The organism is Arthrobacter subterraneus, from assembly GCF_900099735.1.
Classification (GTDB): domain Bacteria; phylum Actinomycetota; class Actinomycetes; order Actinomycetales; family Micrococcaceae; genus Arthrobacter_D; species Arthrobacter_D subterraneus.
In genome coordinates this window covers 101129-126944 of sequence record NZ_FNDT01000003.1, presented here as the reverse complement: position 1 = coordinate 126944, position 25816 = coordinate 101129, and the positions used below count along the sequence as shown (strand labels likewise).

Here is a 25816-nt window from a genome sequence, read left to right as displayed (position 1 = left end):
ATGGCCCGTCATACCCTTTCCGTCCTGGTCGAGGACGTCCCCGGCGTTCTGACCCGCGTCGCGAGCCTTTTCGCGCGGCGCGCCTTCAACATCAACTCACTTGCCGTCGGCCCCACCGAAGTGACCGGAATGTCCCGGATCACCGTTGTGGTCGAGGCTGAGGGTGACCTGCTGGAGCAGGTCACCAAACAACTGAACAAGCTCATCAACGTCATCAAGATCGTCGAGCTCGTTCCCGAATCGTCCGTGCAGCGCGACCACATCCTGGTCAAGGTCCGCGCGGACGCCGCAACACGGCTGCAGGTAACCCAGGCAGCAGATTTGTTCCGTGCTTCAGTGGTTGACGTGTCCACCGACTCGCTGATCATCGAAGCCACCGGCACCGCCGAAAAGCTCTCCGCACTCCTGTCAGTGCTGGAGCCGTTCGGTGTCCGGGAGATAGTGCAGTCAGGGACGCTGGCAATCAGCCGCGGCGCAAAGTCCATGAGTGACCGGGCGCTGCGCAGCGCCTAGCCCGCCGCGCAAAGACCCATTCAGTACCCGAAATCCAAGCTTGTTCACGACCGGTGAGCAGCAGAATCACATCACAGGAGAAACACAAGTGACCGAGTTGTTTTACGACGACGATGCAGACCTTTCGATCATCCAGGGCCGCACCGTGGCTGTCATCGGGTACGGCAGCCAGGGCCACGCTCACGCGCTGAGCCTTCGCGATTCCGGCGTCGACGTCCGCGTCGGCCTGAAGGAGGGCTCCAAGTCCCGTGCCAAGGCAGAAGCCGAGGGCCTCCGGGTCCTGAACGTTGCCGACGCCGTAGCGGAGTCGGACCTCGTCATGGTGCTGACCCCCGACCAGGTCCAGCGGCACGTCTACGCCGAGGACATTGCTCCCAACCTGCAGGCCGGCGACGCGCTCTTCTTCGGCCACGGGTTCAACATCCGCTACGGCTACATCCAGCCGCCGGCCGATGTTGATGTTGCGCTTGTTGCGCCCAAGGGACCGGGCCACATCGTGCGCCGCGAGTTCGAAGCCGGCCGCGGCGTTCCGGACCTCATCGCCGTTGAGCAGAACCCGTCCGGCAAGGCACGTGAACTGGCCCTGTCCTACGCCAAGGCCATCGGCGGAACCCGCGCCGGCGTCATCGAGACCACCTTCACCGAGGAGACCGAGACCGACCTGTTCGGTGAGCAGGCAGTCCTCTGCGGCGGCGCATCCCAGCTCATCCAGTACGGCTTCGAAACCCTCACCGAGGCCGGTTACAAGCCTGAGGTCGCCTACTTCGAGGTGCTCCACGAGCTCAAGCTGATCGTCGACCTGATGGTTGAGGGCGGCATCGCCAAGCAGCGCTGGAGTGTCTCGGATACCGCGGAGTACGGCGATTATGTCTCCGGCCCGCGCGTCATCGACCCGAGCGTGAAGGAGAACATGAAGGCGGTCCTGGCTGACATCCAGTCCGGTGCCTTCGCGAAGCGCTTCATTGATGACCAGGACGCCGGAGCACCGGAGTTCGCCGAGCTTCGCAAGAAGGGTGAAGACCACCCGATCGAGGCCACCGGCCGCGAACTGCGCAAGCTGTTCTCCTGGATCAAGACCAACGACGACTACACCGAGGGCTCGGTAGCGCGCTAGCACCGCCATACCTTCACCCACCGGCCGAGGTCACCCCTGAAGTCTGGTCATCCCCTTGCGGGGTGGCCCGGGCGGGCGGGGTGGCTTCGGCCGCTGTAGGTTGTGGCACCAGTCTCACCTGTGCCCGGATAACGGGTAACAAAGTGGGCGTCCCGGCAGGCCAAACTAGACTTGCAGAGACCCGACCAAACCGCTCGACCGATACTCTGCCCAACGCATCGCGAAGGATCACCCGTGCAAAAACCAGTAGTTCTCCTTGCTGAGGAACTCTCGCCCGCAACCGTGGATGCCCTCGGACCCGACTTTGAGATCCGTCAGACCGACGGAGCCGACCGGTCCAGACTGCTGGGAGCCCTCGCGGATGTGGACGCGATCCTCGTGCGATCGGCAACCCAGGTGGACGCTGAGGCTATTGCTGCAGCCCCCAATCTTAAGGTCATCGCCCGTGCGGGCGTAGGCCTGGATAACGTTGACATCAAGGCGGCCACGCAGGCCGGCGTGATGGTTGTCAACGCCCCGACCTCGAACATCATTTCCGCTGCCGAGCTGACGGTCGGCCACATCCTGAGCCTCGCGCGTCACATCCCGCAGGCCAGCGGGGCACTCAAGGGCGGCGAGTGGAAGCGCTCAAAGTACTCGGGTACCGAACTCTACGAGAAGAAGATCGGAATCATCGGCCTGGGCCGGATCGGCGCGCTGGTTGCGGCACGCCTCCAGGGGTTCGGCACCGACATTCTGGCCTATGACCCGTACGTGACCTCCGCGCGCGCTGCCCAGCTCGGCGTGCAGCTTGTCACGCTCGACGAGCTCTACGCCGAATCCGATTTCATCACCATCCACATGCCCAAGACGCCGGAGACCGTCGGCATGCTCGGCGCTGCCGCCTTCCAGAAGATGAAAAGCAGCGCCTACGTGGTGAATGTGGCCCGTGGTGGGCTCGTCGATGAGGAAGCGCTCTACACTGCGCTGAAGGAAGGGCAGATTGCGGGCGCAGGCGTGGACGTCTTCGTCAAGGAACCCAGCACCGACCTTCCGTTCTTCGACATGGACAACGTTGTGGTGACCCCCCACCTCGGAGCATCCACCGCCGAAGCGCAGGAAAAGGCTGGCATTTCCGTCGCCAAGTCTGTCCGCCTTGCACTGGCCGGTGAACTTGTGCCCGACGCCGTCAACGTGGCCGGCGGTGTGATCGCACCTGATGTGCGTCCCGGCATCCCGCTGATGGAGAAGCTGGGCCGGATCTTCACCGCGCTGACTCATGATTCGCTCACCCAGATCGAGGTCGAGGTTGCGGGAGAGATCGCCTCACTCGATGTGAAGGCGCTGGAGCTGGCGGCGCTGAAGGGAGTGTTCACCGATGTCGTGTCCGAGCAGGTCTCCTACGTCAACGCTCCCGTCCTCGCAGAACAGCGGGGCATCAACACCCGCCTCGTGACGACGGACCAGTCTGATGAGTACCGTAACGTCCTGACCATTCGCGGCGCTCTGTCCGACGGTTCGCAGATCTCGGTTGCAGGCACGCTCACGGGGCCCAAGCAGATCCAGAAGCTCGTGGGGGTCAACGGCTACGACCTGGAGATCCCCATCAGCGAGCACCTCGTGGTGATCCTCTACCAGGACCGCCCCGGTGTGATCGGCACGCTCGGCCGCGTGCTCGGGGAACACGGCATCAATATTGCGGGCATGCAGGTCGCGCGCAATAAGGAGGGCGGACAGGCGCTGTCCCTGCTCACCGTCGACAGCTCGGTCCCGCAGGAAGTCCTCGAAAGCCTGAAGGAAGCCATCGGCGCCTCCGTTGCGCGGGAGGTGGACCTGCAGGACTAGTTCTGTCTCCGTTTGTGAAGGGCGGCGTCCGCACCGGGTGTGCGGGCGCCGTCGTTCGTTTAACGACGACGACGGTGGCAGGCGGTCATTCTGAGGGCGCCGTGGGCCACACCACGGTGGCCCGGATCTCGTCGACGGGCAGGGGCCCGAACTCCCGGGAATCAATGGAGGCCGCGCGGTTGTCGCCCATCACGAAGACGTGCCCGTCCGGCACCGTGACGGGGCCGAAGTAGGTCCCGTCGATGCGGGAGTGATCAACAAACGGTTCGGGTACAGCCGCGCCGTCGACGACAAGGCGGGCGTCCTCAATGGCGACTGTCTGCCCGCCCACCGCCACGACCCGCTTGAGCACGGTTCCAGTCCCTGACGGATTGGCGAATGAGACGAGGGAGCCCGGAACAGGTTCGGCGTGCCGGTAGAGCAGCACCACGCTTCCCTCGGGAATGGTCGGTTCCATGCTCGATGATGAGACCCAGAGCGGCTCAAGAACCCAGAGCCGGAGCACCACCAGCACCGCCAGCACCGCAAGAACGGCGACCACTGATCGATGCCGCCGACGCCGGGAAGCCAGCGGCACGGCAGCCGTTCCGGTGCCGCTAGCCATACGATCGCTCTCCCATGGTCCGCCTCTCCATCTCTTTGTTACTTGATCCTCCGCCCGCCTGCTTGGGGAAACCATGAACCCTCCAAGGAATTCATAACGCTCGTACGGGACTCTTGCGGCACCGGCGGAAGTCCGCCGGATTCGGTCTTGGGAGGAATCATGGGCAAGGCGCACCACTCATCGGAGGAGTACCGGGCTGCACAGACGCAGCCGTCAGGGTTCCGCTTCCGGCGCACACTCGCAGCACTCACCTCATTGGCAATGCTTACGGGCGTCGGCCTGCCTCTTGTCGCGGCTCCCGCGCAGGCGGCGCCGGTGGGGCAGGGATTCACGGTGACAGCCTCGGATCTGGCTTTCATCCTGAAGCAGATCAAGATCTCCGAAGCGCACGTGCGCAACACCACCTCCGAGACGGGTCCCTGCGGTGCGCTGCTCGGTCCGGGGACGGACCAGGTTCCGGGACCGCTGGTCTCCTACGGGGTGCGCACGGTCGACGGCTCGTGCAACAACCTGCAGCCGGAGCGGGAGGACTTCGGGGCTTCCAACCGGGCGTTCCCGCGGATGACCGCACCCGAGTTCCGCGCCGCCGAGGACGGCGCGATCATTCGCGAGCCGGGACAGACAACCTATGACAGCACCGGCAACGTGGTGGATTCGCAGCCGCGGGTGATCAGCAACCTCATCGTGGACCAGACGTCCACCAATCCTGCCGCCGTTGCTGCAGCACAGTATCCCGTCCGCAGCCAGGGCAACGAGGGCGTGGTCCCGTGTGACGCCGAAGGACTGCCGGAAGGTTGCGTGCCGGCCGGTGAAACCCTCTTCATCCCGAACATCACCACTGACGTAGGTCTATCGCCACCGTACAACTCGCTGTTCACCATCTTCGGGCAGTTCTTCGACCATGGCCTCGATATGGTCAACAAGTCCGGAAGCTCCGTCTTCGTCCCGCTGCAGGCCGACGATCCGCTGATTGCCGGCCCGGACGGCGTGCTGGATACCGCAGACGACATTCCTCCCCGCATGCGTTTCATGGTTCTCACCCGGGCCACCAACCAGCCCGGCCCCGACGGCGTGCTCGGAACCGCCGACGACGTCCGCGAGGCAACCAACCGGACCAACCCGTATGTGGACCAGTCCCAGACCTACAGCTCCGACCCCTCACACCAGGTGTTCCTCAGGGAATACGCGAACAACGCAGAAGGCAGGCCGGTGTCCACCGGGCGGCTCCTGGAGTCCGCCGGCGGGGGCATGGGAACCTGGGCGATGCTCAAGGCGCAGGCGGAAACGAAGCTCGGCCTGAAGCTCGCTGACCCCGACGTCCTGAGCATTCCGATGATCGCCGTCGACCCCTACGGCAAGTTCATCCCGGGGCCGGCCCGCGGGCTGCCGCAATATGTCACCGCTACCGGCATGGTGGAGGGTAATGTGGCCGCACCGGTTCCCGTACCGGAGAACGCGCTGCGGGTCAACGAGGCCTTCCTCGACGACATTGCGCACAATGCGGTGCCCAAGCCCGGTCTGACAGCGGACGCAGACACTGTCATCACACCGCCCGGCGCACCGGGAACCACCTACGACGATGAGATGCTCAACGCCCACTTCGTTGCCGGTGACGGACGGGTCAATGAGAATGTCGCGCTGACCATGATCCACCAGGTGTTCCATTCGGAGCACAACCGCCTGGTCGAGGACATCAAGCACACCCTGGAATCCGACACGTCCGCGCGCGGCACCGCCGCCCTGGCTGAATGGAAGAGCACTGCCGGCGCTGCAGGCTGGAACGGCGAACGCATTTTCCAGGCCGCACGGTTTGTCACCGAGATGGAATACCAGCACCTGGCCTTCGAGGAGTTCGCCCGCAAGGTGCAGCCGCTCATCGAGCCATTCGGCACCTACCACGATGATGTGGATCCGGCCATCACCGCAGAATTCGCCCACGCCGTGTACCGGTTCGGCCACTCGATGCTGACCGATACCGTCGCACGGACCAATGCCGACGGCTCCTCGAATGATGTACCGCTGCTGCAGGCCTTCCTCAACCCACCCGAGTATTACGACGGAGGTACGGCCGGTACCCTCAACGCCAGGGACGCCGCGGGCGCCATTGCGATGGGCATGTCGGACCAGGTCGGCAACGAACTCGATGAGTTCACCACGGACACGCTCCGCAACGCCCTGCTGGGGCTCCCGCTGGACCTGGCCGCGATCAACATCGCAAGGGCCCGCGAAACCGGCATCCCCTCACTGAACAACCTCCGTAAGCAGCTGTACAACAGCACCAACGATGGGCAGCTGAAGCCCTACACCAACTGGATCGACTTCGGGCTCAACCTGAAGCATCCCGAGTCGCTGATCAACTTCGTTGCAGCCTACGGCCAGCACCCCACCATCACCGGCGCAACAACGCTTGCAGACAAGCGGGCGGCGGCCACCCTGCTCGTCGATCCACCGATCGACGCGGCTGAGGGCACCATACCGGTCGACGCCCAGGACTTCATGGGCTCGACCGGGACGTGGGCCAATGACGGGGGAGCATCGAAGACCGGTCTCGACAGGGTGGACCTGTGGGTCGGCGGACTCGCCGAACGCACCAACCTCTTCGGCGGACTCCTCGGCTCTACCTTCAATTACGTCTTCGAGCAGCAGATGCTGGACCTGCAGAGCGGCGACCGTTTCTACTACCTGGCGCGCACGCCCGGCATGAACCTGCTCGGTCAGCTCGAGGGCAACTCCTTCGCGGAAATCATCATGCGCAATACCAACGCAACTGCCCTCAAGGCGGATGTCTTCGGCACCTCGGACTGCAAGTTCGAACTCGGCCGGCTGCAGTTCTCGGGCACTACGGTTTTGGATGATCCGCTGTCGGAATGCAACGAGGAAGCCCTCCTGATCCGCATGCCCGACGGCACCATCCGCTACCGCACGACAAACTCGGTCGATCCGGCCGGAATCAACGGCCAGAGCGTCTACAACGGCACCGCGGGTGCGGACCGGGTGTGGGGCGGCGTCGACAATGACACCTTCCTCGGTAACGAAGGCAATGACATCATTGAAGGCAATGACGGCGGCGACACCGCGCTCGGCGGGGAGGGCGATGACATCATCACCGACTCCGCGGGAGACGACGTCCTCAAGGGCGGCCCCGGCCACGATGCCCTTGACGGAGGGCCGGGCCTCGACCTGATCCTCGGCGGAGCAGGCAAGGACTTCATCAACGGCGGCGCCAACACCAACGACGTCTTCGGCGGCGAGCAGGACGACTTCATCATTGCCGGCGGCGGAAACGACATGGCCCGCGGCGACGCCGGCGACGACTGGATCCAGGGCGGCGAGGGCGCGGATCTCCTGATGGGAGACAGCGGCGCTCCGTTCTTCGATGATCCGAACGATCCCGGCCACGACGTCCTGATCGGGCAGAACGGTGATGACGACTACGACGCCGAGGGCGGCGACGACATCATGCTCGCCGATGCCGGCATCGAGCGGAACGCCGGTGCGGCTGGGTTCGACTGGTCCAGCCACCAGCTCGACCCCCTCGCGGCAGACGCCGACCTGACCCTCAATCTGCTGGGCGTCCCACTCCCCGCTGCAGTCCTTCGGGACAGGTACTCCGAGGTGGAGGCCCTGTCCGGGGCAGGCCGCAACGACGTATTGCGCGGCGACAACGCAGTGCCGCGTCTGGTCGAGGGTGAAGGGTTCTCCGGCAAAAACTGGCTCGACGCCGACGGCGCAGCCCGCATCCAGGGCCTCGCAGAGCTGCTCCCTGCCGGTGCCACCGATAACGGCGGCGTCTGGGGCGAGGGAAATATCATCCTCGGCGGCGGCGGAAGCGACGTGCTGGAGGGCCGGGGCGGTAACGACATCCTCGACGGTGACAAGTTCCTTCAGGTCCGGCTGAGCGTCCGCACTGATCCTGCGGACCCTGCCACGGAAGTCGGCAGCACCACCGGGATGGACAAGCCCTACCTGTCCGGGAGCTCACGTACCCTCCAGGCGGCGGTCTTCGCCGGCGAGGTGAATCCCGGAAACATCGTCATTGTCCGCGAGATCCTCGACGGCGGCGCGGGCAGCGATCAGGATGCTGCCATCTTCTCGGATCTCGAGCAGAACTACACGGTGACCACGGTTCCGGCCGGTGCCGCCCTGGGCTCCCCGGGCAGTGTGACCACGGTGACCCATCTCGGCGACGATCCGGACGCCCTGCCGGCGCTCGGTGTCGGCGATGGTGTGGACACCCTTCGGAACATCGAGAAGCTATTGTTCGCGGACTCCCAGGCACCCGGAGTGCCCGAGGTCGCTGCGGCAACGGCCGGTGACCGCTCGGCCACCGTTGAGTGGGGTGCACCGGTTTCTCCGGTCACCACCTACGAGGTCCGTACCGTGGATGCCAGCGGCGCTACGGTTGGCACGCTCCGCCAGGTGTCCGGCAACGAAACCAGCACGGTGGTAACCGGGCTGGTCAACGGGCAGGCATACCGGTTCCAGGTGCGCGCAGCCAATGAACTGGGAACCAGCGCCTTCTCGCCGCTGTCCGCAGCGGTGACTCCCGACGTCGTGCCCGCCGCTCCGACAGGTGTTACCGGTATCGCCGGCAACGGGGCAGTCGACCTCTCGTGGTCTGCTCCGGCCCCCAACGGAGGCACCGCCGTCACCGGGTACAAGGTGCAGGTGCTCGTCGGAGAAACCCTGATCCAGACCATCCCGGGCACCGGCTCGACGACGACGGCGCAGATCACCGGACTGGAGAACGGCACCGCCTACAGCTTCAGGGTACTGGCGGTCAACGCCCACGGTGACGGAGCACTCTCGGCAGCGTCCGCTCCGGTTACCCCCAGGACGGTTCCGGGCGTTCCGGTGCTCGGGGGAATCAGCGCGGCGAACGGATCGGTGACGGTCCGCTGGACGCCTCCGGCTTCCGACGGCGGCTCAGCCATCACCGGATATGCGGTCCGGGTGGTCGGTCCCGACGGTCAGCCGGTCGGCGCACTGAGGACGGCGGGCGCCGGCGCAACCAGCCTGGCGGTCACCGGCCTGACCAACGGAACCGCCTACCGGTTCCAGGTGCGCGCAGCCAATGCGCTCGGCAGCGGCGAGTTCTCGCCCCTCTCGGACCCCGTGACGCCCACCCGGCCCGAGCTGAACGAGGACTTCAACGGCGACGGCGTCGCTGACCTGGTGGCCCGTGACAGCAACGGAAGGCTGTGGCTGTACCCCGGGAACGGGACGGGGAGCCTGCAGGCCCGGTCACTGATGGGAACGGGCTGGCAGGGGATGCGCAGCATCATCGCCACCCGCGACTTCAACGGCGACGGTCGCGCAGACGTCATCGCCTATGACTCCAGCGGGCGGCTGTGGCTCTACCGCGGCAATAACGCCGGCGGGCTCCTGAGCGGACTCCAGATCGGCAACGGCTGGGCAGGCTTCACGCTGACCGCTCCCGGTGACTTCAACGGTGACGGCAGGTCCGACCTGCTGGCCCGGGACTCCTCGGGCAGGCTGTGGCTGTACCCCGGAAACGGAACCGGCGGCTTCGCCTCACGCAGCCAGGCCGGCAGCGGCTGGAGCGGATACCAGATGACCAGCACCGGTGACTTCAACGGAGACAGCCGCTCTGACCTCATCGCCTACGACACCGGCGGCCGGCTGTGGCTGTACCCGGGGAACGGAACCGGCGGGTTCGGATCCCGGTCGCAGTTCGGCAACGGCTGGACCGGCTACACCCTGGTCGGCATCGGTGACCTCACCGGCGACGGGCAGTCCGACCTGGTGGCCCGCGACTCCGCGGGCGGGCTGTGGCTCTACCCGGGCACGGGTACGGGGAGGGTTGGCACCCGCGCACAGATCGGCAACGGGTGGAGCAGCTACCTAATCGCCTGACCCCCTAGGGGCTTGCACGGGAAAGGACCATGGCGGATTACCCGCCATGGTCCTTTCCCTGTGGGTGGGAGCAGGTACACAATGCAGCAATGCCGCGATGCAGCAATGCCGCGTTCCGGAGGGGATAACGGGCGCTGACAAAAAAGGGTTCCTGCCCCATGAGGCAGGAACCCAGTGAAAATTCATCCAACCCGCCATTCCAATCAGCCGGCGGGTGGTACTCCTACGCTGCGGACATCGCCCGGAGCAGGAACGAGTTGATGACGTGGGTGGCTTCCCGAAGGGACTGGCGGACAATCTGCGGTGCTGCTTCGGCCGCAGGTGTTGGCGTCCTGCTGAGCTGGCCGTGGAGAACAAGCAGTGCAGAGAGAACGTCGGAGAGTTCTCCTTCATTCTCCGCAGTAGCCTGCAGGAGCCGCGCGTGTGCTGCCTTCAGGCCCGGACCCGGCGCACAGCCAAGTTCCCGGACCATGGCCCTGCGGCACTTTTCGTAGCACTGCAGGCCCTCGGCGTACCGTCCCGTGCGCTCGAGGCCGGCAATCCGGGCCTCCCAGGCACGTTCGTTGAGAGGATCCATCGTCAGGGCCTTCTGGGCCCAGTCGATGGACTCGGAGACGGCTCCCAGCGTTGCCGCCGTTTCTGCCGCAAGAACCGTCGCTTCCAGCACGCGGGAATTGTGAAGCTCGCGCTCATCCTCCGCCCACGCCGGCAGCAGTTCGTCGCCAAGCAGCGGGGCCGTTGCGAAGCCCAGCGCTTCCTGAAGAAGCTGCAGCGCGGTTTCGGGTGCGCTCTGCTGCGCCAGGCGCAGGAGCTGGTCGAAGCGGAAGACATCAAGATCCACCATGGCCGCGTCCATCACGTAACCGCCGGTGGTGGTACGCAGGGGGCCAAGTTTGCCGCTGCCCGGCTGGATGTTCCGGCGCAGAACGCTGACGTAGCTTTCAAGCGTCGGGAGAGCCTCTGCCGGCGCATGTCCCTCCCAGAGGACCTCGATGAGACGGTCCTTGGAGACGGGGGTACCCAGGCTCAGGAGGAGAATCTCCAGAATCTGGCGAGGCTTTGGTCCACCGAGGGTCCGGGCGTTGAGTACGGTATCACCGCGCCGGATGCGCAGCGAGCCGATCAGCTGGACCGTCAGGAAGGCCGGCACACCCGGTGCGTCCACAGGGGACCCCGAATGTGAGGGTGAAAAGGTATCTGACTGCAACATGGCGAGACCTCGTCCTTTGTGCTTCGAATGATGAGATCAACGCTAGGGACGTCCGAAACACCGATCACGAGTAGGGTCTACCCGAAAATATGCCCCCGAGCCTTCCGGATTCAGGGGCACTACTCGAATGTTCACAGGTATTGGTCCGGGTAGGTACCTGAGTAGCGTGCGGCGCTACTCAGGTGCGCTTATTGAGCCGCTGTGTGGTGCTCGGTTCCGAGGGAGAGGCGGGTTTCGCCGCCGTCACTGAGTACCAGTGCAAGCGCCTGGTTCGGAATTTCAAAGACCAGGGTGGCGTCAATGCTTTCGCCCTGCTGCGCCGCATGGCTGGACGGCGATGCCCAGATGACCCGGGGTTCGCCGGTGCCCAGGCCGTCAATGAAGTAGTCGGAGGCCCGGAAGCTGATGCCGTCCGGTTCGAGGGCGGTCAGTTCGAGGAGCACACGGACCCGGTGTGCGCCGTCGGGCACTGCAGCTTCTAGGGCCGCGCCGTTGGCCGGAGGCTCCCAGCCGTCCGATTCCAGGGGCAGGATTCCATTAATGCGGGCGATTCCTCCGTCGACAGTGTCAGAGGCGCCGAGCATGACGGGCGGTTCCTCCTCCACGCTGTTGGTCAGCAGCCATGCCGCCCCGCCCGCCATCGCCGCAACCAGCACGGCGGGAACTAGAATCCGGTGGCGGGGAACGGTGCGGCGGGGGATGACGCGGCGGTCGTCGAGTTGCTGTGCCATGCAAGTAGTGTTGTCGGACCACCATGGGAAAACCATGATTGCCTGGCCTGGAACGCAATGATGCGACAACCAACCGGTGGCAGGGTAACTTTCTAGGGTGAGTTCTGCGCAGAAGCCCCCGTTCTACATCACCACAGCCATCACCTATCCCAACGGCGTGCCCCATATCGGGCATGCGTATGAGTATGTGGCCACAGACGCCATCGCGCGCTTCAAGCGCCTGGACGGATACGACGTCATGTTCCTGACGGGCACCGATGAACACGGCATGAAGATCGCCCAGACCGCCGAAAAAGAGGGCATCACCCCCAAGGAACTGGTGGACCGGAACGCGGCCGTCTACCAGGCAGCGCACGCTGACCTCGCCATCACCTACGACCGCTTCATCCGCACCACTGATGAGGATCACTACGCCGCGTCGCAGGACCTCTGGCGCCGCATGGAAGCCAACGGGGACATCTATCTCGACAAGTACGCAGGCTGGTACTCGGTGCGGGACGAGGCGTACTACGCGGAGGAAGAGACAGAACTCCGCGAGGACGGCATCCGCTACTCGACCGATACCGACACCGAGGTGACGTGGACGGAGGAAGAGAGCTACTTCTTCCGCCTTTCCAGCTACCAGGACCGGCTGCTCGCCCTCTATGCTGACCAGCCCGAGTTCGGCGCACCGCAGTCCCGCTTCAACGAGGTCATCAGCTTTGTGAAGCGCGGCCTGGATGACCTCTCGATCAGCCGCACCACGTTCGACTGGGGAGTGCCTGTACCCGGCAACCCCAAACACGTCATGTACGTGTGGGTGGATGCGCTGACCAACTACCTCACCGGCGTCGGATATCCGGACACGGAATCGGAGCAGTTCCGCAAGTACTGGCCCGCGGACGTGCACGTGATCGGCAAGGACATTTCCCGTTTCCACGCCATCTACTGGCCCGCCTTCCTGATGTCCGCGGGAATCGAGCTGCCGAAACGCATCATGATTCATGGTTTCCTGCATAACAAGGGTGTCAAGATGTCGAAGTCACTCGGCAACGTCATCGCGCCCAAGGACTGGATGGATCAGTACGGCCGGGACCAGATCCGCTTCTTCCTGCTGCGCGAGGTGCCTTTCGGCGCGGACGGATCCTACAGCCATGAGGCGATCGTCTCCCGCATGAACTCGGACCTGGCGAACAACCTGGGGAACCTTGCGCAGCGGTCGCTGTCAATGGTGGCGAAGAACTGCGATGGACTGGTGCCTGCGCCGTCGTCGTTGTCCGAGGCCGACCAGAAGATGCTGGCGGCCGCCAACACGCTCCTGGATTCCTGCAGGGCCGCGTTCGAGAAGCAGGAGCTGTCCCGCGCGCTCGAGGCGATCTGGACGGTACTGGGTGATACCAATGCCTATTTCGCCGAGCAGCAGCCGTGGGTCCTGCGGAAGACGGACCTGGACCGTATGAACACGGTGCTCTACGTGACCCTTGAGGTCCTGCGGATTGTGTCCATCCTGGTGCAACCCGTGATGCCCGACGGCGCCGCGAAGCTACTTACTGTGCTGGGGCAGGGGACAGGCGATGACGACGACGCCCGGCGCTTCAGTGCAATTACCACGCCGCTGGTGCCCGGAATCGCGCTGCCGGCGCCGACACCGATCTTCCCGAAGTACGAGGAGCCTGCCGACGCGTGACCGATATGGCAGGACACGCGGTCACGGTTCATCAAACTGGGTGTGTCCTGCCAAATCGCCGTGGAGGGTTCAGGCGCGGAAACGCTCCGCAGCGGTGGAACACATGATGGCCGCGATCTCCTGCTGCTGGCCCCGGGCACGCTCCGCAAGGTGGGAGAGGCGTTCCCGGTCGTACTTGGGGAATGACCAGCCGTCATCAAGCAGCGCCAGCAGCGTTTCCCACAGAGCTTCCTTGCCGCGAACCAGGCTCTGAAGCGCTTCGAGTTCCAGCTGGGCGCCCGGGCCGTTCTCGCCTCCGCGTATATTGAGCGGATTTATCCGGGCGACGGCCGCACCCGCCTGGGCGAGGAGCATTTTCGCTGCGTTCGGCGTGTGCCCCTGCGCTTCGAGGGAAGCCAGCAGTTCCGAGCGCTCACCGGAAATCTCCTCATGCAGATGTGCGAGGGTTTCCCCATGGGGCGTACCCTCCCAGGTGTCCGCGGCTTCTTTGAACAGCCGAACACCGCTGGTTGCGCCGAGCAGATGGTCCTCAAGGTAGCGGAACAGCCATTGCCGTTCTTCCTTGGTGGGTGTCCTCACATGGCCTCCTGGTTTCGCTACAGTCCGCGCCCGCGGACCGTGAAGTAATCTTCGCAGGTCAGGGCGGCCGGGCCAACGTTCCCACGCGCAGGCTACCGCCGGTGTCTCAATATACGAAACGGAATTGTCCGGGATGCGGGATGGTTGCCTAGGCTGATCCCATGACTTCAAAAAGCATCAATGTGGCAGTGATTCCCGGGGACGGCATCGGACCGGAGGTCATCGCCGAGGCAGTGAAAGTACTCCGGGCAGCGACGGCCGCTGTGGACACCGAACTCAGCCTCACCGAATACAAACTCGGAGCCGAGCACTGGCTGGCAACGGGTGAAACGCTGTCAGCCGAAACGCTGGAACAGTTGCGCAGCCATGACGCCATCCTTTTCGGCGCCGTGGGAGCGGCTCCGGGGGATACCCGCATTCCCTCGGGCCTCATCGAGCGCGAGATGCTGCTGAAGCTGCGCTTCAGCCTCGACCACTACGTCAACCTCCGTCCCTCGAAGCTCTATCCCGGGGTGCCGAGTCCCCTGGCGAATCCGGGTGCAATCGACTTTGTGGTGGTGCGTGAAGGCACCGAAGGCCCGTACGTGGGTAACGGCGGGGCGCTGCGCACGGGAACACCGCATGAGATCGCCACAGAAGTTTCGGTGAACACGGCCCACGGCGTCGAGCGGCTTGTCAGGGACGGATTCCGCCGGGCGAACGAGCGCAGCAGGAAGCATCTCACGCTTGTCCACAAGCACAACGTGCTGGTGCACGCCGGACACCTCTGGAAGCGCACCGTCGAAGCTGTGGCAGCGGAGTACCCCGAGGTCACCCACGACTACCTCCATGTCGATGCGGCCATGATCTTCCTGGTCACGGACCCCTCCCGGTTCGACGTCATTGTTACCGACAACCTGTTCGGCGACATCATCACCGATCTCGCCGCGGCAGTGACTGGCGGCATCGGTCTTGCCGCGTCCGGGAACATCAACATGGACCATACCGCGCCGTCGATGTTCGAACCGGTCCACGGCTCGGCACCGGATATCGCCGGGCAGCAGAAGGCGGATCCGACCGCAGCGATTCTCTCTGCCGCGCTGCTGCTTCAGCATCTGGGTCTGGCCGGGCAGGCGGCACGCATCGAACAGGCGGTGGAGCACGACGTCGCTACCAGGGCGGGTGCGACCCGCACCACCGCGGAAATCGGCGATGCCATTGCGGCGGCGGTATCCTAAGCTGGTTAGGACCCATTAACTCAACCAACCGTCAGAGTGCATCCCGGAAGGGACCACCGTAGGCGCCCCTGTCTGTCGTTTGAGGCGACGGCAAGGTAACCGTGGAGGAATCATGACAGCTACGCAGCTGGAATTTGCCCAGTACCCATCCGCGAACCCCACCAAGGAGGCTGACCGGGCGGCAATTCTCGCCAACCCAGGATTCGGCAACCATTTCACTGACCACACCGTGGTGGTCGACTTCACCGTCGATGCACAGGGCGAGGGTGGCTGGGGTAACGCCCGGCTGGAAGCTTACGGGCCCATCTCCATGGACCCGGCTGCCGCAGTACTGCACTACGGCCAGGAAATCTTCGAGGGCATGAAGGCATACCGCCATGCCGATGGTTCCATCTGGACCTTCCGTCCGGAGGCCAACGCTGCCCGGCTTAACCGCTCGGCCGCGCGGCTTGCGTTGCCGCAGCTGCCTGAAGAAGTCTTTCTGGAGTCGTTGCGCCAGCTCGTGGGAGCTGACCGCGAGTGGGTCCCGAGCCGCGACGGTGAGAGCCTCTACCTGCGTCCGTTCATGATTGCCACCGAAGCCTTCCTCGGTGTCCGCCCTGCACGCGAGGTGTCCTACCGGGTCATTGCCTCACCCGCCGCGAACTACTTCGGCGGTGAACTGGCTCCGGTCTCCATCTGGGTCTCCAGGAACTACGCCCGCGCAGGACGCGGCGGCACCGGCGCGGCGAAGTGCGGCGGCAACTATGCGGCGTCGCTCGCAGCGCAGCTGGAGGCCGAGGCGCACAACTGCAAGCAGGTGCTCTTCCTCGACCAGTTCAACAACAACGCCGTCGAGGAACTCGGCGGGATGAACGTCTTCTTCGTCTTCAGGGACGGCACGCTGGTGACGCCCGCACTGAGCGGAACCATTCTCGAAGGCATCACCCGCTCCTCGATCATCCAGCTTGCCAGGGACCGTGGACTGGATGTGCAGGAACGGGTCATCACCCTGGATGAGTGGCGTGACGGCGTGGGCAGCGGCGACATCACCGAGGTCTTTGCCTGCGGTACTGCGGCGGTGATCACCCCGATCGGCGAGCTCAAGGACGGCGACGAGGTGATCAGCGCGCCGGATCCTTCGGCCGGTGAGGTCACCATGTCCCTTCGGGAGCAGCTGCTTGGAATCCAGACGGGCAAGGTTGAGGATCCCCACGGCTGGATGACCCGCCTCGTGTAGGCGGCCCTGCGCCAAATGCCCGCTACGGTTGCCCGGTTCCTTCGGTGGAGCCGGGCAACAGTCGTCTCAGCTGTCGCACCCTGCGGTGCCGTCGTTGTCCTGACCGCCCGAGAGTACGTCGTTCTGACCCAGGGGGAGCGCACTGCGGGAGCGCAGCAGGGCGGTGATGTCGGGCTCGGGAAGCGGCTTGCTGAAGTAGAAGCCCTGCCCGCTCAGCTCGCCCAGTGACCGAAGGAACTGTGCCTGTTCCTGCGTCTCGATCCCTTCGAAGACGGCACCCAGACCGGCCGCCTGGATGAGCTGGTACACGGCTGCCACGAACCGCGGCTGCCACGTCCCTTCGGCCGGCTCCTGCAGGATGGAGCGGTCAACCTTCACCATGTCGACCGGTAGCTTGCGCAGGTAACTGATCGATGAATATCCCGTTCCAAAATCGTCGATCTCGATCGACACTCCGAGCTGCTTGAAGCTGAGCAGGGAGTAGGTTTCCACCTCACCACCGCTGACCAGCGCCGATTCCGTGATCTCGATGACCAGGGCAGGCGGCGGCACGGACATCCGCTTGAGCAGGCTGCGGACGAAGTCGACCATGTCGAGCTGGCGCAGCTCGACCGCCGAGATGTTGACCCGCATCTGGAAGTCGTCCGGGAGAAGCAGCGCAGCCCGCCAGATCGCGAACTGCTGGAGCGCCGTTGTCATGACCCACCGGTCGAGTTCCGAAATGGCTCCGATCTCTTCGGCGAGAGGGATGAAGTCCTCAGGAGAGATCATTCCCCGGCTCGGGTGTTCCCACCGGACGAGCACCTCCACGCCGTTGACCGATCCGTCGCTCAGATTGACCACCGGCTGGTAGTGAACGCAGAGCTGATCGGTTCCGATGGCGTCGCGCAGTTCCGAGGCCATGAGAGTACGAAGCTGCCGTTCATAGAGCATGACCGGTTCGAAGGTCCTGATGGTGCTGCGGCCCTCGTGCTTTGCCGCATACATGGCCGTATCGGCCTCATGCAGCAGCGCGTCGGCGGTATGTTCACCGGTGGCAAGGCGGAGCCCGATGCTGGCGCGCGGCTGCACGCTGAACTCCTCGACGTCGATACTCTGGGCGAGGACCTCGAGCGCCCGGTTGGCCACGCCGAGGGCAATCTCCATGGTGGCCTCCGTCACCAGGATAGCGAACTCGTCCCCTCCGAGCCGGGCCACGGTGTCCGTGGCCCGGACCACGCTCCGGAGCCGCTCCGCAACCTCGCGCAGCACGTCGTCACCCGCGTCGTGGCCGAACCGGTCATTGATGTTCTTGAAGGAATCCAGGTCAAGCAGCAGGAGCGCCGGTGGGGCTGAGCCGCTGCGCTGCGCGTTCAGGGACTTCTCGATGTCCTCGATGAGGTCCACCCGGTTGGACAGCCCGGTGAGCGCGTCCGTCATGGCCATGCGCTTCATGTCCAGGTGCGCCTGGTGAAGCATTGCGGTGCGGTTTTCCACGCGTTTCTCGAACTGCCGGTAGACCAGCTCAAGCTCTTCTGCGAGAAGGTTGACGCCGGTGATGACGGCGTCAACATCATCGCGCGCAGCGGAGGGAGTCATCCGGCTGCTGAGGTCTCCCCGCGACAGGCGAACGATGCCGTCAACCAGCATCGCCAGGCGGGGATCACCGTCCTCAGCCGTCATGTGCGGGTCCAAGCAGCCAGGCGAGAGCAGCGTCTTCATTCCCGAAGTAGCGGGTAGGGCAGGGTGCCGGCTCACCACCGATGAGGAAGTTCGCAAGGACCCTGTCCACCGCGCTGCCGCCCACCACTGCAATCGAGGAGGCTGTGCGGGAACGGCTCAGGACGGCGCGGGCTCCGCGGCTGAGCGAGGCTACCCCGGTAATGACGAGGAGGATGGGCTGCGGAACGCCCCCCGCTTCAACACGGGCCTGGGCCGCGAACCGGTCCGCAATATCCGCGGTGATGTGCTCACCCTGCGGGAGGACCAGACGGATGACCGAAACGGGCGCAGGCGCATCCGGTGCCTCAGTGGGCGTCAGCCAGCCTGCGTTCATACCGAGCGTCGCTTTCCTTGCAGTGAGCGCCGCATTGGAGCCCAGATCCCGTTCACGAAAACTGCTTTGAAACTACCGTACAGAGATACGACGACGACGGTCATTGCCCTGGCGCATGTCGCGGTTCAAACGGCGGTCGCCGTGGTACAGGATCGCCTCCCAGTCAGCCTCCTCGGGCCGCTTCTCGATGACCGGCGACCGCCGTTGCCTCGGTTTCCGCGGTGGGACGTAGAGCCAGTTCAGGATGCCCAGCACTATGTCTACGACCGAGTTCTTCAGACCGATGTAGGCGCGGATCGCGTAGAACGCCAGCAGGGCGTTCAGCATCGCGAAGGCAGCGTTGCCCCAGTTTTCGCTGACGAGATCACGCCAGAAGGTGAACAGGGAGTACGCCACGATCAGGAACGGAACCACAACGTAGAGGGCAGGAGCGGCTGTCCGGTCCTTGACTTTCGGCGTCCGCACGAACGGGATCTTCTCACCGGTGAATGCCTGCTGTACGGATTTCAGTACACCGGCCAGGTTCACAGGCAGGAGAACGATGTTGAAACCGTAAATCCTGAAGATGTCACTGAAACGGTGGCCGCAATCGCGAAGGTCGCTGCCCATGGCGAGGAAGTACGGCAGCGCCGTGATGAAGACCAACGGGCTCAGGAGCCGGCTGTCGTAGGGGTAGCCCAGGAGGAACAGAAGGCCGAAACTCGCCCACGCAATCGAGGCCATGTAGTTCACGCGAAGAATGATCTCGCGGACGAGGATGCGTTCCCGCCGGTGCTTCCGCTCCCGAAGCTGGTTCCAGAGTTTGGGAAGGATGAGCAGCCCGCCGTTTGCCCATCGCCGTCGCTGAACCACCAGGGAACCGAAGTCGGGCGGCGTGGCGCTGTAGCTGAGGCGCTCGGGATAGTTGACCAGGGTCCAGCCATGTGTGCCGAGGTCGACGCTGGATTCGGTGTCCTCGATGACGGTGCGGTCCTGGATATAGGTCTTGATATCAAACCCGCCGACGTTCTCAACCTCGACGATGTCTTCGATCGCCCGCTTGCGGATCACAGCGTTTGCTCCCACCCAGAAGGTGGCCCCGAAATAGGTCATGCCCTGGTGGAGGATGTGCTGAATGTCCGTGGTGGCGCCCGCAACCCGTTCAATGCGGGTCGGTGCTCCGCGGAACGACGAGTACGGGGTTTGGGTTACGGCGACCCGCTCGTTTCCCGGGGCTTCCAGCAGATGGACCAGCCGGAGGCAATAGTCGCGCAGGAGGAGGGAGTCGGCGTCGAGCGTGAGGAGGTACGTCGAATCCGGAACCACCAGGTCATCGACGTGGTGTTGTACTGCGGGGCGCAGTACAACACCGTTGGCTGCCTTCTCCTTATGCCAGCGGCTGCCCATGAGGGAGATGTAGGCATTGAGGTTCATCGCCTTGTTTGCCTCGTGCGAGAGCGAGGAGTAAAGCTTGCGCTCGAACGTGTTCATGGATGCGGTGAAGATGCGGGCAAGGCGCTGGTAGAGCTCGACCATGCGGTCAGGCTCGGGAGCACTGTGCTGGGACAGCGCGGCGCCCAGCGCCAGGATCGTCAGCCGCAGTTCCCGAGCGAGGCCCATCAGTACAAGATCCACGAAGAACTCGTCCACGTGGTCGTCGACTGCCTCGTTTTCGGCCATCGTTTCCAGCCATACGGCTGCGGCCTCGTACTCGGCGATCAGCCGTGGGAGTTCATCACCTGCCGGGGCATTCGCTGCAATGCGGCCCCGGTAGTCGTCGAGGGCAGTGTTGAACCGCATCGACGGTTCGAGCAACGTGCTCTCTATTTCGGCTGCCAGGGCTCGTGTGGCTTCCAGCCGCGCCAGAATCGCCGGGTCAGTCGGGTGAGGCGGGTCATCGAGCAGGAGGGTCACCCGCAGATTCGGAAATTCCTGCAGGGCGGCGGACCAGAGGGTTGCGCGGACCACGTCGGGTTCTTCGGCGTAGGAGGGCACCAGGACCGTGATGCTCTCCTCGTACCGGGCGAAGTGCCTATCCAGTTCACCGCGGGGGACGCGACGGTGGTCGCGGAAACGATAGAGCGCTCCCTGCCGCGCGAGCAGGTACATCAGCGCGGAAAACGTCAGGAAGGTGACCACCACGAGGTAGAAGATGGCCTCCAGCTGGAACCGGAAGCCGAGCGACGGATTCTCGGAGAGCTCCCGAAGGATTGTCGAGACAACATAGGCTACCCAGCCGAGGATGGTGACAACGATGCCAAGGCGTCCCAGCGCGATCTTCCGCCGTGTTGGCTGTGGATGGACGATCGACAGCGGCTCGGACCTTTTCTCCGATCCCCACTGCCGGCGCCGCGTCGCTGTGCCCGACGTTGTGGCTGTTCCTACCGGTGATTCCGGTAGGGCAACTTCCTGGTTCATTCCGCCCCGCCCCCATACGCTCATGGACATTCCGCACGGAATGTCCGGTCAAATGCGGCTGCTGCAGGTGACGGTCCTGGCTGCCAACGGTGTACATCCGCGCCCTGCTGAGGTGACGGCCCAGCAAAAGGGTGAAGGGTGTGACGGACGAAACAGTACACCATTTTGATTCCGGTGCCTTTCACCGTTACGATACGCTCACCGTTCCCGTCCGAACGGTCTCGTATCTGGGGGACCCATGTCCAAACGTTTTCCCGGCCGCAGGCTTTCGCCTGTCCGTCTCACCGTCCTGGTCGCCGTCGTCGGAGCGCTGGTAGCGTCAACTTTTGTGGGCTGGAACCGCTTTGAGGACGTGCGCGCCGCCGCCAACGGGGGCTCGTGGTTTGCGGGGTATGTGGACGCCACGGCGACACCCTTTTATCCGTTCGAGCAGCCCGCATCTGCGCAAGGCAAGAGCGTGGTGCTGTCCTTCATCGTTGCGGATCCAAAGGAAAAATGCAGGCCCTCCTGGGGAGCCGCCTACACCATGGATGAAGCACAGTCGCAGCTGGACCTCGACCGGCGGATTGCGCGCCTGCTGCAGGGCGGTGGGGAGGTTGCCGTGTCATTCGGAGGCTTGATCAACGACGAGCTGGCCCGGACCTGCACCGATGTGCGGCAACTGACGAGGGCGTACCGGTCGGTCGTCGAACGCTACGATCTCACCACCATCGACCTGGACATCGAGGGTGAGGATCTCGCCGACTCCGAAGCGGGCGCCCGAAGGGCCGAGGCAATTGCCGCGTTGCAGGAGGAACGCCGCGCCGGCGGCAAGACTTTGAACGTGTGGCTCACTGTGCCCGTAGCACCGTCAGGGCTGACAGTGCAGGGCACCGACGCCGTGACCGCGATGCTTGAAGGCGGCGTCGACCTCGCCGGAGTGAACGTCATGACGATGGACTACGGGGGAAGCCGGGAAGCCGGGGTATCACAGCTGGTTGCGTCGATCGCCGCGGCGCGTGCAACCCACTCCCAGCTGGGCATCCTGTATGACCGGGCTGGCATCAGCCTCGGGCCTCAGACGCTGTGGAGGAAGATCGGGCTGACACCGATGATCGGCCAGAATGATGTCCCCGCGGAGGTCTTCGATCTCGATGCTGCCGCAGCGTTCAATACGTTCGCCCTGGAATCGGGGGTGGGCCGGATGTCGATGTGGTCCCTCAACCGTGACGCCACCTGCAGTGACAACTACGGCGACGTGAGCATCGTGTCCGACAGCTGCAGCGGCATCGAACAGGACGGGATGCTTTTTGCAGACATCCTCGGGGCCGGTTTCGAGGGACGGGCAGCAACCCTGAACTCGGCGCCAACCACCGCGGAGCCCACTCCGGAACCGGTAGTCGATGATCCTGAGACCAGCCCCTATCCAATCTGGGCGGAGGAATCCACCTATGTGGTGGACGACCGGGTTGTCTGGAGGGGCAAGGTCTATTCGGCCAAGTACTGGACGAGTGGAGATGTGCCGGACAATCCGGTGCTCCAGGCTGCCGAGACCCCCTGGACGCTGATCGGGCCCGTGCTGCCGGGGGAGCGGCCGCTGCCCGTTGTCACCGCACCGGCCGGGACGTACCCGGGATGGGATGCGGAGAAGGTCTATGAGAAAGGCGACCGCATTCTGTTTGACGGGCATGTCTTTGAGGCGAAGTGGTGGAACCGGAGCGACAGTCCCGAAGCGGCCCTGCAGACGGCTGACTCCTCACCGTGGCGAAAGTTCTCCAACGAGGAAGTCCAGGAAGTCCTGGAGGAACTAAAGCCCTGAGGGTTCCTTCAGGATTCTGCGGCACGCCCGGAGACTATGCCCCGGACCTACGCACAGCATCGTCAATCAACGCGCCTACGTGGGCTTCCCTGTCGGGAGCGCCCGATTGCCGGAACAATTCCTGGCTTTTCTCGAGCTGGAACAGGCTCTCGAGCGGATCTCCGAGGCGGTCCAGGGCCTGCCCGAGAAGCAGGTAGGCCTCGGCGGCCGTTTGGCTGGCCATTAGCGAGGATGCCTCGCAGATCGGTTTGAGCCGCTCAACGGCGGCGTCAACCTGGCCCGTGAGAAGCAGCCAGTGCGCTCGTGTGAGGGACAGCTCCAGTTTGTCGCGTTCGCTTCCCCCGACAATCGATGCCGCAAGTTCCGCCCGTTCAATGCATTCGAGTGTCTCGGGCTCCACCACTCCGCCGGCCAGGCGAAGTGCGGCGGATGCACGGTTGAAGCGTGCCCACAGATCGAGGTCGTTCGACGGCGAAAGATGACTGGCCGCGCGTCGGTGGTACTCAGTGCCGGCTTGGGTGTCCCGCCTGAGATAGGCCACGTTGCCGATCACCCAGTACGCCTTGCCCGCAGTCTGTGAATTCACCTCCGGGGTGATGAGTTCCGCCAGCCGAAGGCATTCCTCCCAGGCATCATCAACCTGGTCGCTTTCCGCGAGGGCTGCAATGAGGGCGTGCTGGGCGCGGATCCTGAGATCAGGTGATCCGGTGGCCTGTTCTGCGGCTTCGACGGCCCGCCGGGCTTCAACCATGGCCGCTTCCAGGTTGCCCCGCCCAATCAGGGTGTCAGCAAGGAAGGTGGACACCCGGGCGGCGAGGTCAGGATAACGCTGGGTCAGCGGGTGCGCGCGCAGGGCTTCCGAGGTCGAGGCGGCTTCCTCGAACCGCCCCTCCTTCTTCAGGCACTCCAGCTGCAGGAACGCCATGTTCCACGACGCGTTCTCGTCACCGTTCGCGTCCGCGGCACCGCGGGCCTGCCCGGCAAATTCCCGGGCGGCCCGATAATCCCGCTGGGCCCAGGCATCCCGGGCGCGTAGTTCCAGGAACACGTGCTGCCCGGGTTCGTGAGTCTGGTTCATGGCCTCGTTCCAATGATTGCTGGGAGCGGTCCGTTGCGGATCATATTGTCAGAACCGTCTGCACCATTGTGGGTGCTGAGACCCAGGAAGTCCCGGATTTTCCCTAGCCCGAGTGAAAACTGCGGAAAAGATGACAAAAAAGTCACCCATTGGCCCGCTCTGCTCCATATACTGAAGACGCTGTGCAGCGCGGAAAGCAAATGGTCTTTCTGCGTCCATCCAAGTGACAAGGGCAAATCATGAAAAAGGTCTCCGCAACTCTCTTGCTGACTGCGTTGCTTCTGGTTGGGGGCGGCACAGCTGCTCATGCCGCCAAGAGTGGTAACTGGCCGGACTCGGGTACAACTACTGCGAAGAGCGGTAACTGGCCGGACAGCACCCGCTCCACTGTGTAACGAGTGCGTTCCCACTGATCCTGGCTTTGAGGGTCAGCAAGGGCCCGGCGTCGGACGCTTGTCTGATGTCGGGCCCTTTGTCCTGTGTGCTGGATTCTAGGAACGGAGCCTGGTGACCAGCTCACGCACATGCGCGGCCCGGTCAGGTGCTCCGGCCTCGATGAAACACTGTTCACTCAGGTCGAAATGAGCCAGGGCTTCGAGCTCCTCGCCCCGTGCAGATAGCGCCTGGGCAAGCAGCAGGTTCGCTTCCCCCTCGGTTTGCCGGGACAGCACCGACCCGTCCGCGCAGATGGGCCGTAGCCGTTCAACAGCAGCGTTGAGCTGGCTCGTGAGGAATAGCCAGTGTGCGCGCGTCAGGGAGAGCTGAAGCCGGTCCCGTTCGGTGCCGCCCACAATGGAGCTGGCTACTTCGGCCCTTTCGATGCACTCGAGTGTTTCCGCATCGACCACGCCGGCGGCGAGTCGCCGGGAAGCTGACGCGCGGTTGAACCGTGCCCACAGGTCCAGGTCATTGTTCGGGGTGAGATGCTCCGCCGCAAGGCGGTGGAACTTTGTGCCGTCGTCGACCTGGTGGCGCATGAACGCAACATTCCCGATAACCCAGTACGCCTTGCCCGCAGTCTGGGTATGGATGGCCGGTGTGATGTGGGTGGAGAGATCCAGGCACGTGCTCCAGGCTTCGTCCAGGCGGCCGCTTTCCGCAAGCGCAGCGATAAGCGCATGGTGGGCCTCGATCTGGAGCTCCGGAGCATCACGCACCGAAGCCGCACTCCTCACCGCAATGGTTGCACTGTCCACTGCCTGATCGAGATGCCCAAGCCCCTGCTGGCAGACGGCGGCGAGGGTGTGGACGCGCGCCTTCAGGGCATCGGAATCGAGGGTGAGATGGCTGGTGCCCAGCGCCTCAGCGTATTGGAGGGATTGATCGAGCGATCCTTCCTCGCGGAGGCACTCTGCCTGGAGGAAAGTCATATTCCACCAGGCGTGATGATCGTCCGCAGCAGCGGCGAGTTCGACGGCGGACCCCGCCAGACGCCTGGCAGTGCCGTAGTCTCGCTGACTCCAGGCCTCACGTGCGCGCAGCTCCACCATGATCAGGTCGCCCGAACGATGCGCTGCCACGCTTCCGCCTTGTCTGAGGTTGCGTCGAAACGGCAATGCGGTCGCCGCGGTTCCGACGTGCTGTCCCTTGAGTTTATGCCGAAAGGTCCGGTTGGGACAGACGCCGCAACCGGAGAGCGATGAGTTGCACGCGCCGCAGGGAAGATGCTGCCCCGGGGTGTTGCATATCACACTTCCTACGTATACTGAATCATCTGACATAGGTCAGTCCGCGATTCTTCGTCGAAGGAACCCGACATGAAAAGACTCTCCGCAGTTCTCCTGCTGACGGCGGCGCTCGCACTGGGCGGGGGGTCGGCAGCTGTCGCCAAAGACGCAGCGCCTGCACTGAGGTCGGGTGTGGTCACCTACGGCATCCTCATTGACGACTGGCCCCACTGACAGGTCCTGAACGCACCCCCTTACCGTGCGGAGGCGGGCGTCCCGCGCTGCCT

General features: G+C 64.3%; 18 protein-coding genes. 9 read left to right on the top strand and 9 right to left on the bottom strand.

Annotated features, from left to right (window positions below):
- From ilvN to serA, 3 genes are all read left to right on the top strand, one after another.
- On the top strand, window positions 1-513 hold the full coding sequence (ilvN, locus tag BLS52_RS05485; protein ID WP_026543869.1) for an acetolactate synthase small subunit: 513 nt from the start codon (window positions 1-3) through the stop codon (window positions 511-513).
- A gap of 88 nt (window positions 514-601) precedes the next feature.
- Complete coding sequence (gene ilvC, locus BLS52_RS05480) at window positions 602-1627, top strand: ketol-acid reductoisomerase (protein WP_026543868.1); 1026 nt, start codon at window positions 602-604, stop codon at window positions 1625-1627.
- Between the two features lie 234 nt (window positions 1628-1861).
- A complete protein-coding gene (serA, locus tag BLS52_RS05475) occupies window positions 1862-3451 on the top strand; it encodes a phosphoglycerate dehydrogenase (protein ID WP_090585017.1) in 1590 nt (529 codons plus the stop codon).
- A gap of 85 nt (window positions 3452-3536) precedes the next feature.
- On the opposite strand, the gene lepB is transcribed toward serA, so the two are convergent.
- A complete protein-coding gene (lepB, locus tag BLS52_RS05470) occupies window positions 3537-4055 on the bottom strand; it encodes a signal peptidase I (RefSeq protein ID WP_090585015.1) in 519 nt (172 codons plus the stop codon).
- Window positions 4056-4214: 159 nt separating this feature from the next.
- Between lepB and BLS52_RS05465 the strand changes: the two genes are divergently transcribed.
- Window positions 4215-9932 carry a peroxidase family protein gene (locus BLS52_RS05465; protein ID WP_090585014.1) on the top strand — a complete coding sequence of 1906 codons (5718 nt, stop codon included), beginning with the start codon at window positions 4215-4217 and terminating at the stop codon, window positions 9930-9932.
- 223 nt (window positions 9933-10155) lie between these two features.
- Here BLS52_RS05465 and BLS52_RS05460 read toward each other — a convergent pair whose 3' ends face one another.
- Together BLS52_RS05460 and BLS52_RS05455 are read right to left on the bottom strand one after the other, a co-directional pair.
- Window positions 10156-11142, bottom strand: coding sequence for an AfsR/SARP family transcriptional regulator (locus BLS52_RS05460; protein ID WP_090585012.1), 987 nt, complete (start codon window positions 11140-11142; stop codon window positions 10156-10158).
- 188 nt (window positions 11143-11330) lie between these two features.
- Window positions 11331-11873, bottom strand: coding sequence for a hypothetical protein (locus BLS52_RS05455; RefSeq protein ID WP_090585010.1), 543 nt, complete (start codon window positions 11871-11873; stop codon window positions 11331-11333).
- 97 nt (window positions 11874-11970) lie between these two features.
- Between BLS52_RS05455 and metG the strand changes: the two genes are divergently transcribed.
- Entirely contained in the window at window positions 11971-13539 is a 1569-nt protein-coding gene (metG, locus tag BLS52_RS05450) for a methionine--tRNA ligase (RefSeq protein ID WP_090585008.1), read from the top strand.
- A 69-nt stretch (window positions 13540-13608) separates the two neighbouring features.
- Here metG and BLS52_RS05445 read toward each other — a convergent pair whose 3' ends face one another.
- Window positions 13609-14118 (bottom strand): hypothetical protein, encoded by a 510-nt coding sequence (locus BLS52_RS05445; protein WP_090585006.1) that lies wholly within the window; start codon window positions 14116-14118, stop codon window positions 13609-13611.
- A 161-nt stretch (window positions 14119-14279) separates the two neighbouring features.
- Between BLS52_RS05445 and BLS52_RS05440 the strand changes: the two genes are divergently transcribed.
- Together BLS52_RS05440 and BLS52_RS05435 are read left to right on the top strand one after the other, a co-directional pair.
- The gene (locus tag BLS52_RS05440; RefSeq protein ID WP_090585005.1) at window positions 14280-15335 is read left to right on the top strand and encodes a 3-isopropylmalate dehydrogenase; all 1056 of its coding nucleotides are present in this window, start codon (window positions 14280-14282) and stop codon (window positions 15333-15335) included.
- A 112-nt stretch (window positions 15336-15447) separates the two neighbouring features.
- A complete protein-coding gene (locus BLS52_RS05435; RefSeq protein WP_090585003.1) occupies window positions 15448-16554 on the top strand; it encodes a branched-chain amino acid aminotransferase in 1107 nt (368 codons plus the stop codon).
- 66 nt (window positions 16555-16620) lie between these two features.
- On the opposite strand, the gene BLS52_RS05430 is transcribed toward BLS52_RS05435, so the two are convergent.
- The 3 genes from BLS52_RS05430 to BLS52_RS05420 form a co-directional block, all read right to left on the bottom strand.
- The gene (locus BLS52_RS05430; protein ID WP_090585001.1) at window positions 16621-18216 is read right to left on the bottom strand and encodes a putative bifunctional diguanylate cyclase/phosphodiesterase; all 1596 of its coding nucleotides are present in this window, start codon (window positions 18214-18216) and stop codon (window positions 16621-16623) included.
- Window positions 18206-18589 carry a SpoIIAA family protein gene (locus BLS52_RS05425; protein WP_090584999.1) on the bottom strand — a complete coding sequence of 128 codons (384 nt, stop codon included), beginning with the start codon at window positions 18587-18589 and terminating at the stop codon, window positions 18206-18208. Before BLS52_RS05425 ends, BLS52_RS05430 begins: the two co-directional genes overlap by 11 nt.
- Window positions 18590-18661: 72 nt before the next feature.
- The gene (locus BLS52_RS05420; protein WP_090584997.1) at window positions 18662-20986 is read right to left on the bottom strand and encodes a glycosyltransferase family 2 protein; all 2325 of its coding nucleotides are present in this window, start codon (window positions 20984-20986) and stop codon (window positions 18662-18664) included.
- A 238-nt stretch (window positions 20987-21224) separates the two neighbouring features.
- Between BLS52_RS05420 and BLS52_RS05415 the strand changes: the two genes are divergently transcribed.
- Window positions 21225-22784, top strand: a complete 1560-nt coding sequence (locus BLS52_RS05415; protein ID WP_090584994.1) for a carbohydrate-binding protein — start codon at window positions 21225-21227, stop codon at window positions 22782-22784.
- A 34-nt stretch (window positions 22785-22818) separates the two neighbouring features.
- Here the strand turns inward: BLS52_RS05415 and BLS52_RS05410 are convergent, their stop codons facing one another.
- Both BLS52_RS05410 and BLS52_RS05405 read right to left on the bottom strand, forming a co-directional pair.
- Entirely contained in the window at window positions 22819-23862 is a 1044-nt protein-coding gene (locus BLS52_RS05410; protein ID WP_035777531.1) for a hypothetical protein, read from the bottom strand.
- Window positions 23863-24353: 491 nt separating this feature from the next.
- The gene (locus BLS52_RS05405; RefSeq protein ID WP_090584992.1) at window positions 24354-25382 is read right to left on the bottom strand and encodes a hypothetical protein; all 1029 of its coding nucleotides are present in this window, start codon (window positions 25380-25382) and stop codon (window positions 24354-24356) included.
- A gap of 237 nt (window positions 25383-25619) precedes the next feature.
- Between BLS52_RS05405 and BLS52_RS18445 the strand changes: the two genes are divergently transcribed.
- The gene (locus BLS52_RS18445; protein ID WP_175460096.1) at window positions 25620-25763 is read left to right on the top strand and encodes a hypothetical protein; all 144 of its coding nucleotides are present in this window, start codon (window positions 25620-25622) and stop codon (window positions 25761-25763) included.
- Window positions 25764-25816: the final 53 nt, after the last annotated feature.

Coding starts and splice junctions, on each gene's coding strand:
- BLS52_RS05420 (WP_090584997.1), bottom strand. CDS start 20,986: ATGAACCAGGAAGTTGCCCTACCGGAATCACCGGTAGGAACAGCCACA.
- BLS52_RS05435 (WP_090585003.1), top strand. CDS start 15,448: ATGACAGCTACGCAGCTGGAATTTGCCCAGTACCCATCCGCGAACCCC.
- BLS52_RS05415 (WP_090584994.1), top strand. CDS start 21,225: ATGTCCAAACGTTTTCCCGGCCGCAGGCTTTCGCCTGTCCGTCTCACC.
- BLS52_RS05455 (WP_090585010.1), bottom strand. CDS start 11,873: ATGGCACAGCAACTCGACGACCGCCGCGTCATCCCCCGCCGCACCGTT.
- BLS52_RS18445 (WP_175460096.1), top strand. CDS start 25,620: ATGAAAAGACTCTCCGCAGTTCTCCTGCTGACGGCGGCGCTCGCACTG.
- lepB (WP_090585015.1), bottom strand. CDS start 4,055: ATGGCTAGCGGCACCGGAACGGCTGCCGTGCCGCTGGCTTCCCGGCGT.
- BLS52_RS05410 (WP_035777531.1), bottom strand. CDS start 23,862: ATGAACCAGACTCACGAACCCGGGCAGCACGTGTTCCTGGAACTACGC.
- BLS52_RS05460 (WP_090585012.1), bottom strand. CDS start 11,142: ATGTTGCAGTCAGATACCTTTTCACCCTCACATTCGGGGTCCCCTGTG.
- BLS52_RS05440 (WP_090585005.1), top strand. CDS start 14,280: ATGACTTCAAAAAGCATCAATGTGGCAGTGATTCCCGGGGACGGCATC.
- BLS52_RS05425 (WP_090584999.1), bottom strand. CDS start 18,589: ATGAACGCAGGCTGGCTGACGCCCACTGAGGCACCGGATGCGCCTGCG.
- BLS52_RS05465 (WP_090585014.1), top strand. CDS start 4,215: ATGGGCAAGGCGCACCACTCATCGGAGGAGTACCGGGCTGCACAGACG.
- ilvN (WP_026543869.1), top strand. CDS start 1: ATGGCCCGTCATACCCTTTCCGTCCTGGTCGAGGACGTCCCCGGCGTT.
- BLS52_RS05430 (WP_090585001.1), bottom strand. CDS start 18,216: ATGACGGCTGAGGACGGTGATCCCCGCCTGGCGATGCTGGTTGACGGC.